Raw genomic sequence first — 14,024 nt, 5'->3', positions numbered from 1 at the left:
TTTATCGGTGCCAACCCAACCAGGCTATTCCCATTTACAGTCAGTCGTTATGTCTTTGAAACCCGCACCCGGTTTATTCAGGCTGGGCAAAAAATCCCGTTTACTCCTGCTCACGGCCACCTTGTCGGCAAATACGGCCCCGTGTCTGGCGGAGGATGCCGATGCCATCGAACTGGATACCATCACCATCAACGGCAAGCCGACCGCCAAGCTCGGCCCCCTGGAAGGCCTGCAGCTCGACAGGGAACAGATTCCCGGCAACATACAGTCCGTGACCAGCGAGGACATCCGGGAATCCATGGCAACCAGCCTCGGCGATCTGATGAACAGCCGCCTGCAGTCGGTCAACGTCAACGACTATCAGGGCAATCCCTTCCAGATGGATATCACCTACCGCGGCTTTTCCGCCTCGCCGCAGATCGGCACGCCGCAGGGCCTGTCGGTGTTTTTCGACGGCGTGCGCGTCAACGAGCCGTTCGGCGATGTCGTGAACTGGGACCTGATCCCGATGAACGCTCTCGCAAGCATGGACGTTTTTCCCGGCTCCAATCCGCTGTTCGGCCTGAATACGCTGGGCGGCGCCCTGTCGCTGCGCACGAAGAACGGCTTCGACGATCCCGGAGCCAATCTGAGCTTTCAGGGCGGCTCGTGGGACCGCAAGAAAGGCGAACTGTCCGCCGGCTGGAACAACGGCACGCTGGGCAGTTTCATCGCTTTCACCGGCTTCGATGAAGAAGGCTGGCGCGTCAACTCGCCCTCCCAGGTCATCCAGGGCTTTGCCCGTTTCGATCTGCGCGGCGACGACTACGCGCTCCGCTTCAGCAGTCTGCTGGTCGGCAATACACTGCTGGGCAACGGCCTGATCCCGACCGATCTTTACCGGCAGAATCCGGAGGCCGTGTTCACGTCGCCGGACAGCACTAAAAACGAACTGCAGCAGTACACGCTGGGCGGCGAATTCTTTTTTAACGACGAATGGAGCCTGACCGGCCAGATCTACCGCCGCGACAGCCGCCGCGAGGCCGTCGCCGGCGACATTTACGAGGATTTCTCGGAAATAGAGATCAGCGACCAGAGCAAGCCCATGGCGCCGCAGGACAACCCAACCGGCGACCCTGTCTGCCGCTACCCGGATGCGAATGGAGACGGCATCCAGGACTATGGCCTGGACCGGGATGGCGACTTCCTCATTGATCCGGGCAGCCTGAATCAGGAAAATTTAGCCTTTGGAGACGACAATTACCTGATGCCCGCGCCGCCGATGGAAGAGCCCTGCACCAAGCTCCGATATAAATCAATCGCCGGGCCGCGCAACGGCGCGGCCGGCGACAACACCCCGCCGATATCGACGGCCCCGGAAGATTCCCCGGCCGGCTACATCGACGGCACGCCGATCGGCGTGCTCAGCAAGACATCGATCGGGCAACTGACCGACGGCGGGTCTGTGCAGCTCAACTGGAACAACGATCTGCATAAATTCATGCTGGGCGGCTCCGTCGATTACGCGCGCACCGATTTTGACACCAGCCAGCGCCTGGGCCTGATCGATGCCTCGCACCGGGTATACAGCGATCCCGCCCATATCGATCCCATTTTTACCGCCTCGCGCGAAGATATCCGCAACAACGCGTTTGCCGGCAAATCCACGACCTTCAGCGGTTATTTCAGCGAAACCTTTTCGCCTTCCGACAATCTGCATCTGAGCGTTTCCGGCCGCTACAACTATACGCGCGTGAAAAACCGCATGCAGGCCCGCACCCGCGCCGGCGCCGCAAGCCTGGGTGCCTATCAGGACCGCAATGCCTACCGGCCGAACTCTATTCTCTGCAATGGCGCCGATCCGTCCTCCTGTCCGGCTGAACCCAACTATTCCGACAGGGACTTTCTGCAGACGGTTTACCTGGCCCAGGACCCTTATTTCGGCCTGGGCAAACACAGAGACACGCCGACCTCGGATGCCTTCGATTACACTTCGTTCAATCCCTCAGCCGGCATCAGTTACCTGCCGTTCAAGAACCAGGATGTGGCTTACGAAGACCTGAAACACCTGAACCTGTTCTTCAACTGGAGCCGGGGCACCCGCGTGCCCTCCAGCGTAGAGCTGGGCTGCGCCTATGACGGCTCCCTGGTCCGGCAAAATCCCGGCGATCCGAACAATACGCAGATGGTGCCGAAAAGCCTGGCGACCATCGGCGGCTCCTGCACGCTGCCGACCAGTTTGTCCGGAGACCCGTATCTGCCGCAGATTTTCGCCAGTTCCTATGAATTCGGCATGCGCGGCAAGCTGTTCGGCGATTGGGACTGGAACGCCGGCCTATACCGGACCGATCTCAAGGACGACATCTATCTGGTCGGCATTACCGCCGACCGCAGCTTCTTCGACACCATCGGCGACACCCGGCGGCAGGGCATCGAGTTCGGCTTTTCCGGCAAAGTCGGCATCGTCGACTTTCAGGTCAATTACGGTTATACCGATGCGACGTTCCAGTCGCACCTGTTCATGGTGAGCCCGCACAACAGCAGCGCTGCCGTACTATCACCGAACGAAGCCAGACAGATTCCCTACGATTCGACCGGCCGGCCGCTGGTGGCCGGGCAGGACATGATCGAGATCAACCCGGGCGACCGCATGCCGGGCATACCGCTGCATAACATCAGCGCCAATCTGAACGTCCCTCTCACTCCGAAATGGATGCTGGGCCTCACCATGATTGCGCATTCGTCGTCATTCGTGCGCGGCAACGAAAATAACGAGCATACGCAAGGCGACTACGAATATCATTATGCTTTTAACAGCAACAAAACCCGGCAGGTATTGACCCAAGGGCGCCAGTACAAGGACTCGGGCAGCATTGCCGGCTATGCCATCTTCAACCTGAAAACCCGTTATGAAGTCGCCAAGGGCGTGTCGTTTTTCGGCATGATCAACAACCTGTTCGATCGCGACTACGCCACGGCCGGGCGGCTGGGGATCAATCCTTTCTCGCCGTCCGAAAGAGGCGCCATAGGCCCCAGCGGCTGGAACTACAATTCCAGGGACTGGCTGAACAGCACGTTCATCGGCCCCGGCGCGCCGAGAGCCTATTGGGTGGGACTGGAAGTAAGATACTGAACAGCCGCCAAGAGTTGACGGCCGGCGGCACCGGTTGATTAATGTCATGGTGCTGCCGTGCCGTGAAGGGTGTCGGATGGAACAAACCAGCAGGACTTACGCAAGCTTGCGGGAGCGCTGCCCGACAATCTGGCCCTGTTACTGTTTCACCGCAATAAGTCCGGCAAAGTTATACCACTTGAAAAACACTTCGCAATTTGAAAATCCTGTATTGCGCAGCAGGTCGATATTTTCGCTGAGCTTATAAGGGATGAGAATATTTTCCAGGGCTTCGCGTTTTTGCGAAATTTCCATCTCGCTGTAATGATTGCGTCGCTTGTAGTTGTAGTAGTACTCGATGAAGTCTCTGTTGAAGCGACTGTTTTCAGCCAATATTTTTTCCACCAGGATCAGCGCGCCGCCGCTGTTTAAACCGTCAAAAACGGATTGCAGCAATTTTTCCCGCTTGATGGGACGGATAAACTGGAGCGTCAGGCACAGAACCGCTACTGAGGCATTGGAGATTTCGACCTGTTGATTCAAGTCCGCAACGCGTAATTCAAAAGGGCGTTTAAATCCGGCTTCTTCCAGTTTGCTTTGGCATTTATTCAGCATTTCGGGGGAATCATCGATGCCGATAAAACGAATATCCTCGGGTATAGAAGTGTTCATGCCGATTAGAGTGGTCCCGGTAGCGCAGCCCAGGTCGTAGACATCCGTACCCGCAGCGGCGTAATCGGCAGCCAGTTCCGCCATCATGCGCTGGATTTCGCCATAAAAAGGCACTGAACGATTCACCATGTCGTCAAATACATTGGCAACCGCAGTGCCGAATTTAAAATCCGCCGTCTTTTGAATTTGTTCCTTAAAAACTTGATCTTTGCACATGAGAATCCAAAAATTAATCGCTCTGGAAAAGCTGATTGGTTGACCGTGAGAATCTTGCCGATCCTCCAGGCTTATATCTTAGCATAGGGCGATAATTCTACTTTACAGCAAACACTAGAGGATACAATAATTACACAACTGACATGATTACCCCAAGCGCTGCAGGCGCTGGACTGCCGCGCACCTGTCAGAATGTCTAAATGCCTAAATTTTTCCAGCATTGCCGCGAGCGCGGCGGCGGCCCGAAAAACCTTGTTGAACCCAAACGGGTTGACTGAAGTGCAGCACCTCGGCCAGAAGTTGCAGCCGCCAAACGCCCAGGCCGTACTGGCGATTTTCGCAGCCTTAAAGCATGAGAGACATTTTTCCCCGATCTTTTAGGAACTTATTACTATGCAGTCGATCACCATCAGCCCGCTTAACCGTTTCCTGGTCTCCACGGGCAATGTCTTGTATCACGCGCGCAAACTGCTGTTGCCCGGAATCGCGATTGCACTGATCATCATGATTAAACCGTCCCTGCTCCTCGGAAGCCGCGCGCTCGACCAGATGCTAGTGATTATCGGGCTCATGACCGCTCTGGCCGGTGAGACATTGCGCCTGGCGACCATCGGCCTTGCCTACATTCATCGCGGCGGAAAAAACCGGCAAGTATATGCCACCAGGCTGGTTGTGAAAGGCTTATACTCGCACACGCGCAATCCGATGTATGTAGGGAATTTCCTGATAACGATGGGATTGAGCCTGCTCTACGGCTCGCCTCTGCTTAGCCTGCTGATCTTCCTGTCCTTCGGATTTGTCTATCTCGCCGTCATCTCGGCGGAAGAGGATTTTCTCAGGAAAAAGTTTGGCCAGGAGTTTGACCATTACACGAAAACCGTCAATCGCTTCTGGCCCAATCTGCGCGGCCTAGGTAAAACCTTGCAGGAGTTCGACCATTATAACTGGCGCAAAGCGCTCGACAAGGAGACAGGAACGATCGTCGAGGCACTGCTGATCGGCAGCGCATTGGTCGCGTGGAAGACCTATTATCTCTACGGATTCGACGAGAGCCGCTTAGTCTTCGCAGTTCTGGCTGCGCTCGTTTTGCTGGCCGTGGCCTTGTCCGTTTCAGTCAATTACCTGAGAAAAAAGGGATATCTGGCATCAAATCTTCATGATGAGCACAGTGATCTGGGATAAGCCCTGCGCAAGGGCGAAAAGGAAGGGCGGGATGCGGAGAATCGAAATATCCCATCATACCCGCCCTTTCGACCACTATCCCTGGCGTTACCCCGGCTGCCAGCCGGCCGCAAGGAGCGCCAGGCCCCAACCGTTGTTCCAGACTGACAGTTTATTGTCTTATCCAGCCATCAGGTTGGGTTGAAACGGCTAATAACCGCCTCATTAGTTTCCGGTGTCAGCCCCTGCCGGCGCATAAACGTTAACCGTAATTGTACGCTCCGCCTGGCCTTCCTGGCCCATTTCGCGGATTTTCATAGCGCCGTTGAGCGCCGCCGGAGTAGCCGATGTGCAACCGCTCTTGACGTAAAACCATGAGGAATCGCGCATGGAGGAGCCGTCCGGATCGTTGTAGTTCACGTCCGAGGTAAAATCTACCCAGTTGGTGCTGATCGGTGCTACTGAAGTCAGCGGCTGGTCGTCGTCGCCCGGTGCATGTACCACCGCAATATTGGTCAGCCCGGCCCGGAACAGCACTTCGTCGGACTGTCCGGCGCCGCGGGTCACGAAATTGTAGGCGATGGAAACCGGCCCCCGGTTTCTGAAGCCGGCGCGCTGAACGTCGTTGACTTCAAAATACTGTGTGCCGGCGGTGTTGGGGTCGGAATCGACGTTGTTCATGCGGATTTTGGCGGCATAAACGCAGCTTGTACCGGCTGAATCCCGCCAGACCTGGTCGGTCAGCGTACCGACGGTGATGCCGCTGGTAGTGAGGTTGCGCGTAGCCTCCGCCACTTTGGTGTAGCCGGTCAAAGGCGGGTTGCTGCTGGATACCGCGCAGGTGTTGTTGGCGCCGCCATTGGGAGAGAATGTCGGAGGCGTGGATTCCTGCGAGCCGAAATCACCTGTGGTATTGCAGAGCGTATAGGCTGAGGTGCCGCCGGATACCGTAAAGCCCGTTGATGGCAAGGCCACAAATCCTGTTGCCATTGCCGAGGTGGAGGTGATAGCCAGAACGCCGAGCATGGCGCTAAGAAGTGATGTTTCTTTCATGAATTTTCCTAACTATGTTATAAAAATAACCGTCTGTCCCCGACCCTCAATGCCTGGGGACAGACATCAAAATTTCTTCCTTGAAACTCGGACAATGGCCTTAAAAGCCGTGCCCGACGCAGGTCGTAACCTGCATTCCGTCTACACTGACGCCATCGGGGCAGATGGCGTCAGTGAAATCCGTTTCGCTATCGATGATGGCGCTGTTGGTATTTTTGGCCGCCGTCAGGTTGGCGCCGCGCAGATCGGCGCCCGAAAGATCGGTTCCTGCCAGTTCGGTGCCGGCCAGATTCGCCTGTTGCAGATTGGCCCGGGAGAAATCGGCCTCCGTCAGGTCCGCATCGGTCAGATCGGCTTCGTTCAATGCGGCATCGGCCAGTACGCCGGCCGACAAGTTGGCGAAGGTCAAATTGGCCTTGCTCAGGCCGACGCCTTCGAGACGGGTTTCAGAAAGCTCCGCGCCGGTCAGGGTGACGCCGGTCAAATCGGCTCCCGTCAGGTTCGCGCCCGCCATTTTGGCGCCATAGAGGTTGGCTTCGGAGAAATTGGTGTTGCTCAGATTGGCCGATTCGGCAATCAGCGGATTGTTGCCGTCGGATTGCAGTTTCGACAGATTGGCATGATCGAGCCGGGTATCGGGACCGATCACCAGCGAACCGCTCACGACGGCGCCGCTCAGATTGGCGCCGGTCAGATCGGCGCTGCCCAGCTCGCCGCCCAGCCGCGCCTTGCTCAAGACCGCGCCGTTCAGATTCCGATCTTTTAAGCTAACTTCTTCGGTAAAGTCGCATTTAGCCAGATCGGCGCCCTGGACCGGAGACAGGCAGGCTTCCGGATCGGGCGTCTTGAATTTTTTCACCCTGCGCCAAAATGCCGGGCTCGTGGATGGCGGCTGGTTTTGATTGTCATTCGCCAGGCTTATATAGGCGGCATCTTCATAATTAACCCGGTCATTGCGGGCGTAAACGAGCGTTTCGCCCCAGTCGCCGCGAAACGTGCCGGGCAACTGTCCGGCACTGGGCCGGACCGGTTCGGCGACAGCGATATCCCAAGGTACAAATTCAGGTATTTCGATTGATTCATCGCTTGAAGGCTGAGGCTTCACGGCGAGCGTTGGCGCCGCCGATGGCTCTTTGAAGTTTATGGCCGGGGCAACGAAAGGCTTGGCGCTGTCCTTGCCGCCATATCCCATCCCCGCACCGATGGCAGCCATGCCCGTCAATACGGTTAAAAGAAAAAACGACCTCTGGATTTTCATGAGCTGTCTCGACTGATCCTGTCTGTTATTACGGTTCCCGCTAAGCGCAAGAACTAGAGTAATAAAAATCTTACAGATTGTCGGTCTGAGCGTATATGGGAAAAATTCCTTAAAGAAGCCTTAAAAATTATTGACTGATCCTGTGGGAGCGATGCCTGCATCGGGATTCAAAACCGCCCGGCCAGTCGCGATGCAGGCATCGCTCCCACCCCGGTTACCGGAATTGAAAACAAGGCCGTTTTTAGACGGCATAACAATCAGGCGGCCGGCCCGCTTACGGCAAAATCACGGAGAACGAAACCGGCTATCATGAACGCCCGATAACCGGCTTCACCATTAGAGACTTATTGAGGAATCGATTTGCGCATATGCACCATCGCTTCTTCGGCATGCTTGGTCGCTACATCGGCATGGTTTTTCTTGGCATGATCTATGGCTTGTTTTAAATGATCGATGGCTTCTGTCATATGTTTATGAGATTCAGCATGCTCTTTTTCCGCAGCTTCAGCATGTTTCAAGCCTTCTTCCGCATGCTTGAGCAGCTGGTCGGCGTGGCCATCCTGTCCATGGGCCGTCGCCATGCCGGAGTGTTCCAGCGCCTGGGCCGTATGATGCTCGGCGGCATTGGATTGGGCGCTGAGGCCAAGCGCGAGAGCACCCATTAAAACGGTAGCGTGTTTCAATTTCATAGAAGTATCTCCTTCAGCTTTCAGTATTTAAATAAACCGCCAGGCGGTATCAAAACGAAAATAATTGACGGAAAGACACGATCTCATATTGCCAGAACAACCTGGAAAAAGGACGAGATTCATCAGTGAGTTTTCACACCGTCTCGGCCGTTGGCTGATTGTTCAGGGTTGACGCGAAGATGTAAATGCCCGCTCTGCCACGTCAAAGATTCCCAAACTATTGCTCTGTGGAAACTCAAAATTACTATATTGAATTAAATACGCAATACGTATGAATACCATAGGATGAAAAGCAGACAGGATAGACTGTCAAAGGAAACCCATCGCTCCTGGCCGGTGCGTGTCAATGCGTTCAGCACATCCCTTCGCTCTGGCTTGCTTTAAATAGTCCTGCGCCTCTTGTATCTCCGGCAGGCCTTTATCGGACCGTTGCCATTGATGCAGGAACTCGGCATAGGTATTCATGGCGTTTTCGCATTTTCCCTGCCGGGCGGCGGCCCGCGCAGCACCCAGTAACGAGCGCGCCCGGCTTGTGTGCCGAAAAAGCGCCGCCCCAAACTGCTTTTCAGCTTCCGCCGGACGGTCCGCCTGCAAGAGCATTTCGCCGAGCAATTCGTGCGCGGGCTTGATCAACGCAGGCGGTCCCGAGGGAGGCGGCCCCGAATCCTCGATGGCCGCCGCTTTGTCCATACGCTTGATAGCCTCATCCAGTCTGTCCTTCGATGCGCTTGCCACAGCAGCAATCTCCAGCCTTTGAATTTCCGATACTTTCGTCAGAGGCAATCCGATGCCGGGCAGATCCTCTTTATCGGCCCGCTGCCCCATGGCTTGCAGCGCTTCAATATGCTTGCGGGCATCCGGCGAATTCATTTTTGCGGCCGCCATGCCGCGCGTGTAGATCCATAGCGCTTCGACGTACCTGGCCAGGCCCTGGTACGGGCCGGGATTGTCCTCGACAGCCGCAACGAAATGCCCAAAGCCCCTCTGTAAAGGATCAACCAGCCTGGCTGCCGCCTCCCAGCGTCCGGTTTCAATCACGAAGGCGGCGGCCATGCCGGAATTGAGAAAGATTACGTAGCCCAGGGAATCGCTGTCATCTTCAGGAAATTCCGGGAGGCTTTTTTGCATCAGCGTCAGCAATGCCTCCGCCTCGCGGTAACGGCCCTGCTGTAAATAAACATAATGCAGCCAGTAAAGGTTATGGTAGTCGCGCTCGCTGACGGGGCTGTTTTTCTGCTGTTCCCATAACGCTTCCTGCGTCGAAGCGGCTTCCGGCCACATCCCCAGCTGCAGGAAAATGTGAGACGGCATGTGCAGCGCATGAGGCGCTTCGGGCGCGATTTCGGCGTAGCGCCGCGCGGCCGGCAGAGCCAGAATGGCGTGATCCGGGTCATCGAACGCATGAAGGATATAGTGCGTTGCGCCGGGATGATCGGGTTCTTTTCGGGCCACCTCTAACGCGACGGCGCCTGCCCTGATCCGGGTTCGCAGACCGGCAGGATCGTCTGAGCGGACGCTCCCCAGCAGGGCCAGCGCATAAAAGGCTGCGGCCTCCAGGTCGTCCGGGTATTCCCGGTAGAGCCTTTCCATAGCGGCGGCGTAGGCCTTGTCGCCTTCGTCATACAATAGCTTTACTGCATGCAGATAAGCCCGCTCCCTTGGAGTCAGCGTTGGGATGTCCTTGATATTTGCGAGCGCCTTACGCGCAGCGTCAGCGTCCTGCTTTCCCCAGAGCGGCTGATTGTACGCCATCGCCTCGCCCCAATAGCCCATCATGAAATCCGGCTCGATTGCCGTGGCTTTGCGAAACGCGTCGAGCGCCAGCTCATACGAAAAGGAATGCAGCGCAGTGACTCCCCGCAGAAAATGGGCTTGCGCCTTTTCCGACCGGGCAGAAGTCGGGAAACGAATCTCGCCGAGCCGGGCTTTCTCTGTAAGACCGGCTCCGGATTGTTCCTGATGCGCATAGGCGCTGATAGAAAACATGGCAACAGCGAAAACTGCCAATAAAAGTAGCGTTCTATGTAAGCAGCGGATAAATGGCATAACTTCTCTCTCGGCTGTAAAAAGTCGCGTCTGGGCCGACGTTTGATATAACGGCCCGGCGCAGAGGAAACCAAACAGACTATGGCACGTCTTCCTGATCAAGACTTACGCAAGCCTGTGGGGGCGACTTTAGTCGCCTTTGATTTGAATGGGCGACTACCAACAGTAGGCACTTTAAGCGAAGTCGCCCCCACAGGTTCTAGGACCGCTTGTTTCGGCGGCCAAATAGGCAAACTGCGTAAGTCCTGCTGATAAAAAATTACCCTACAGCAAGAAGAATGAAATTTATGTACGCCATCACACGAAAAATTAATTTTCCGTTGTAATCAATGGTGGAGCATCGTCGGAGCTTCGATGTGGCGTTATGGATTTACGGCGAGAATTACAGATTTTTTAATCTGGCCGGGCTGATGCCGGTCAGCGGGCCGGAGAGTGAGCAACATGCCTGGCCTGCATGTCCGCTATAAACGCGGCCCAGACCTCGTCGGGTTCCCAGACCGACCTCATGGTCTCGAACGCGTCAGCTTCAGCCTGGCCCAGCCTGATCATGTTGTACAATCCCAGGAATACGGTCGCCCGTTTATTGAGGGAACAATGAATATGGCGGTTTCTGTCTTTGTGCGCGTCCATGGCTTCAAAGAAAGCCAGCAGCTCATTCTCGCCGGGAGCGTCGAACTGGACCGGAATATGGACGTATGTCATGCCCAGGCTTTCCACCAGACCCGCCTCATCCGGCAGCGAATAGCGAGGATGGTTGTGAAGCGCGAGATTGATGACGACTTCATAGCCTTCGGCCGCCGCAGCCCGCAGCTGATCTTCCGTGGGCTGGCCTGATGTCGCGAGCGTAGCGTCGACAGCGCGGAAATTGTCAATGCCGGCAATTTTGGCGGTTGTGTCTTTCATAGTATTTCCTTGCCATAGTCTTTTGAAATTGAAGGCGGCGCAAAATCAGGCATTGACACGGTCGCCTCTGGTGCTCGGATGCGAGATGACCAGAAAGTGAACATCCTCGGACGATTCATTCAAGAACTGATGCGAAATGCCGGGGGCGACTTCCATGCCCTGGCCTTCCATCAAGGAGAATCGCTCGCCATTGATCTCGAGAACGGCGCAACCGCTCAGGATGAAAAAAAACTGCCGCGCAATTGCATGAAAATGACGAACTTCTCTTGCGCCGGCTGGCACACGCTCGGCGATGACTGACATGCCATCGCGCTTTACCAGATGCCATCCGTCACATGCATCGCCCCAGACGTAATGTTCGGCACAAGTGCGATCAATGGGTTTCATAAAGGTTTATCCTAAAAACTCAGATTGATTGGCTGGGTTGGCGCTTTGCGGAAATCCGGTCCACAGGATGCGTCAGGGCGCGAGCTATATCGTTTGCGATTGATGCGCTTCACTGCGTTCAGCACATCTCTATAGCTCTCCATTATCAAGCGCATGGCTTGCTTCGGCGCGCGCTTTCAACGCCTGATTCATCTCTTCAAAACCTCGCTTCGTATCCCGCTCGAGACTGCCTCTGAATACCGGCACGAGCACGCCGCTGAACTGCTCGCTTTGCCGGAACCGCACCTTTCCGCTGGCAAGAGGCTCGATCACAAAGCGGTGCTCGCCGTCGAACAAGCCGGGCAGCAGGAAGCGGCCAAGCCAGCAAAGTTCCCGGCCGGCATCGGTCATCAGAACGGACGGCCGGAAAGTCATGCCTCCGGCGCCGCTTGGCTGAATGCGCACTTCAAGCCGGGCGCCATGCTGCGGAAGCCCATGAATGTATTTGATAAAAGGATTCCACTCCGGATAGGCTGTGAAATCTGTAAGAATTGCCCAGACCTGGTCGGGGGTTGCATCAATCTCAATTTCAGTTTGTAGCTGATAACTGCTCATGGGTTTCCTTAATTAACCTCAGTTCGGCTCAAGCCTTATGAAGAAAATAAAACTTTTTAAGATGAGTTGATAAGGGAAGCGCCCGAATTTCTCAGGCGCTCCCCGTTTAACATCAGTGCGGCTGGTTCAAGCTTATTCCGACCTTATTGTCAGTAGGCAACTACCGGTTCCGCCACAAAGATAGGGTACTCGCCCATATATATACTTCCGGAATGGTCAGAATACACCTGTCCATATGCCAAGCTGCCGGTAATCAAGTCGAGGGAGCCGTCCTGTTTGACGGTTCCCGAAACTGTAGCGGCCGCTGTAGACCCTACACTGTGGGATGAGAACTTATAAGTGGGTGAACTATAGTTGTAATGGCTGCTGGAGTGTGTTGGATGCTCAGTGGGCGTCCAGGTAAGATCGACATCGATGGTATGGTTTTCCTCACATGTATACGATCCCCACCATGAATCCGTATTATAGTCATAGGTGCACACTGAGGCGGGGATGGTCGCAACCAGTGTGCTGGGCTTGAATCCCGGGTTCTTGTTGAACTGGATATCAGCGTATGAATAACCGGAGATGCTGTGTGAGGTTCCATTACAAGAGTTGTAGGTATTTACCCATACGCTGACGAATGGCGCCGAGTCGCCGGAGGCGCCTGATGTTTCGGTCTCCGAGACATATACGGAGGTACTGGAGTAAGAGCAGTCGTCAGATTGATCCCATTGAGCCGACGCACCCGACCCTTTTTGTTTAAAGTGCTGAATATTATTAGCGGCATGAACAGATTGGCTGATGCCGATGCTTGCAAGTAATGAACCGCAAGCCATTATCCACAACCGTTTTTTGAACTTATTCATACAATGACATCCTGTGATCTAGTGTAAGGAACAGATTCGCCTATTCCGCCGGAATAGGCGATCAGATAAAATAAAGCCGGCCCGTAGGCGGACTGGAGTTCTGCAATGGGTTTCTCTGCCGCTGATGCGCCGAGTCCATCCTTCCAATCCAGACTGCAGCCTCTTTAGTGCCTGACTAACATAAATACTGATGCGCCAAGCACGAAGCGAAGCATAATACGTAATACTACCTAATGCAATTTTTTCAATGCTGGTCTTGAACTCAATCAGTTTTCTACTGCCGTGGCGGCGAGTATTCGTTTCCGCCATTAATAACAGGGCGTGTGGTCCTGGAATCACGTACGGCGTTTTCAAAATGCCCGATGTTCGTTGAAACACCAACGCCTGGATAGATTCATACATCGATCTTATAATTGAGTTTGACTTCATCGCCGTGCATACCCCTGAAGCCCCAGTTGTGCGCGGGGCTTTCCTGAATGCACACCTCGATATCCTGATGCGCGATGCCGACTTCATCCCTGATTTTATCGAAAAGCAGACGGATGAGCTTCTTCTTTGCTTCAATGCTGCGGCCTTCGATCATTGCGATTTCGATAATGGTGTAAGCATCGGTACGCCCTGACGGATAAAGCATATCCTCCTTCTCCATCATGAAAAAACGATGCGCGCGTTTGTCGGCAGGAAACTGCAAGGCTTCCATGACACATTGGTGAATGGTTTCCGACAAACGCTCGCGCACCGGCGCCAGCTTTTCCCGAATGCCGTAAATTTTTACTTGAGCCATTGAATTTCCTTTTAATGTAGTTTTTTCTGAACGGTATTCTGGCCACGTAGTTCACCTAAACTGCGGCTCCTCCCACTAACGCAACACACCCCTTGCGGCACCGCAGCGTCGAGACCTTGCGCGGCTAGGTCGGCATGGCCGCGCTTTTTCAGGACCATGCCGGAAGCCGGTTTTTATAGCCTGACTTTAACACTAATTCTGATTATCAATACTTCGGACAGTTTTAATGGAGAAGAACCATGAGCAAACTCTGGGATAATACGGTTTCTGACATCGAACAACCCCAGAAATCAGCTCATGGAAGGAATAGTAAACTCAGTTT

General features: G+C 54.8%; 12 protein-coding genes. 2 read left to right on the top strand and 10 right to left on the bottom strand.

All coding sequences use genetic code 11. The features are described 5' to 3' along the window. Window positions 1–49: 49 nt before the first annotated feature. A complete protein-coding gene (locus V2P20_RS15645; protein WP_331819922.1) occupies window positions 50–3,112 on the top strand; it encodes a TonB-dependent receptor in 3,063 nt (1,020 codons plus the stop codon). Window positions 3,113–3,250: 138 nt separating this feature from the next. Here V2P20_RS15645 and cmoA read toward each other — a convergent pair whose 3' ends face one another. Next, window positions 3,251–3,979, bottom strand: a complete 729-nt coding sequence (cmoA, locus tag V2P20_RS15640; protein ID WP_331819920.1) for a carboxy-S-adenosyl-L-methionine synthase CmoA — start codon at window positions 3,977–3,979, stop codon at window positions 3,251–3,253. A gap of 393 nt (window positions 3,980–4,372) precedes the next feature. On the opposite strand from cmoA, the gene V2P20_RS15635 reads away from it, so the two are divergent. Further along, window positions 4,373–5,161 carry an isoprenylcysteine carboxylmethyltransferase family protein gene (locus V2P20_RS15635; RefSeq protein ID WP_331819918.1) on the top strand — a complete coding sequence of 263 codons (789 nt, stop codon included), beginning with the start codon at window positions 4,373–4,375 and terminating at the stop codon, window positions 5,159–5,161. Between the two features lie 204 nt (window positions 5,162–5,365). On the opposite strand, the gene V2P20_RS15630 is transcribed toward V2P20_RS15635, so the two are convergent. The 9 genes from V2P20_RS15630 to V2P20_RS15590 all read right to left on the bottom strand — a co-directional run bounded on the left by V2P20_RS15630 (window position 5,366) and on the right by V2P20_RS15590 (window position 13,702). Next, complete coding sequence (locus tag V2P20_RS15630; RefSeq protein ID WP_331819916.1) at window positions 5,366–6,193, bottom strand: hypothetical protein; 828 nt, start codon at window positions 6,191–6,193, stop codon at window positions 5,366–5,368. Window positions 6,194–6,293: 100 nt separating this feature from the next. Next, window positions 6,294–7,451 (bottom strand): pentapeptide repeat-containing protein, encoded by a 1,158-nt coding sequence (locus tag V2P20_RS15625; RefSeq protein WP_331819914.1) that lies wholly within the window; start codon window positions 7,449–7,451, stop codon window positions 6,294–6,296. 344 nt (window positions 7,452–7,795) lie between these two features. Continuing rightward, complete coding sequence (gene smbP / locus V2P20_RS15620; protein WP_331819912.1) at window positions 7,796–8,140, bottom strand: small metal-binding protein SmbP; 345 nt, start codon at window positions 8,138–8,140, stop codon at window positions 7,796–7,798. A 309-nt stretch (window positions 8,141–8,449) separates the two neighbouring features. Further along, window positions 8,450–10,126 carry a hypothetical protein gene (locus V2P20_RS15615; protein WP_331819910.1) on the bottom strand — a complete coding sequence of 559 codons (1,677 nt, stop codon included), beginning with the start codon at window positions 10,124–10,126 and terminating at the stop codon, window positions 8,450–8,452. Window positions 10,127–10,603: 477 nt separating this feature from the next. Beyond that, window positions 10,604–11,089 (bottom strand): protein tyrosine phosphatase family protein, encoded by a 486-nt coding sequence (locus tag V2P20_RS15610; RefSeq protein WP_331819908.1) that lies wholly within the window; start codon window positions 11,087–11,089, stop codon window positions 10,604–10,606. Window positions 11,090–11,134: 45 nt separating this feature from the next. Further along, a complete protein-coding gene (locus tag V2P20_RS15605; protein WP_331819906.1) occupies window positions 11,135–11,476 on the bottom strand; it encodes a cupin domain-containing protein in 342 nt (113 codons plus the stop codon). A 129-nt stretch (window positions 11,477–11,605) separates the two neighbouring features. Beyond that, complete coding sequence (locus V2P20_RS15600; RefSeq protein ID WP_331819904.1) at window positions 11,606–12,070, bottom strand: SRPBCC domain-containing protein; 465 nt, start codon at window positions 12,068–12,070, stop codon at window positions 11,606–11,608. 149 nt (window positions 12,071–12,219) lie between these two features. Next, window positions 12,220–12,918, bottom strand: coding sequence for a hypothetical protein (locus V2P20_RS15595; RefSeq protein WP_331819902.1), 699 nt, complete (start codon window positions 12,916–12,918; stop codon window positions 12,220–12,222). Window positions 12,919–13,312: 394 nt separating this feature from the next. Further along, a complete protein-coding gene (locus V2P20_RS15590) occupies window positions 13,313–13,702 on the bottom strand; it encodes a tautomerase family protein (protein ID WP_331819900.1) in 390 nt (129 codons plus the stop codon). Between the last annotated feature and the right edge of the window lie 322 nt (window positions 13,703–14,024).

This window comes from Methylobacter sp. Wu1 (assembly GCF_036553575.1).
Taxonomy (GTDB): Bacteria; Pseudomonadota; Gammaproteobacteria; order Methylococcales; family Methylomonadaceae; genus Methylobacter.
This window is presented reverse-complemented; position numbering and strand designations above follow the sequence as displayed.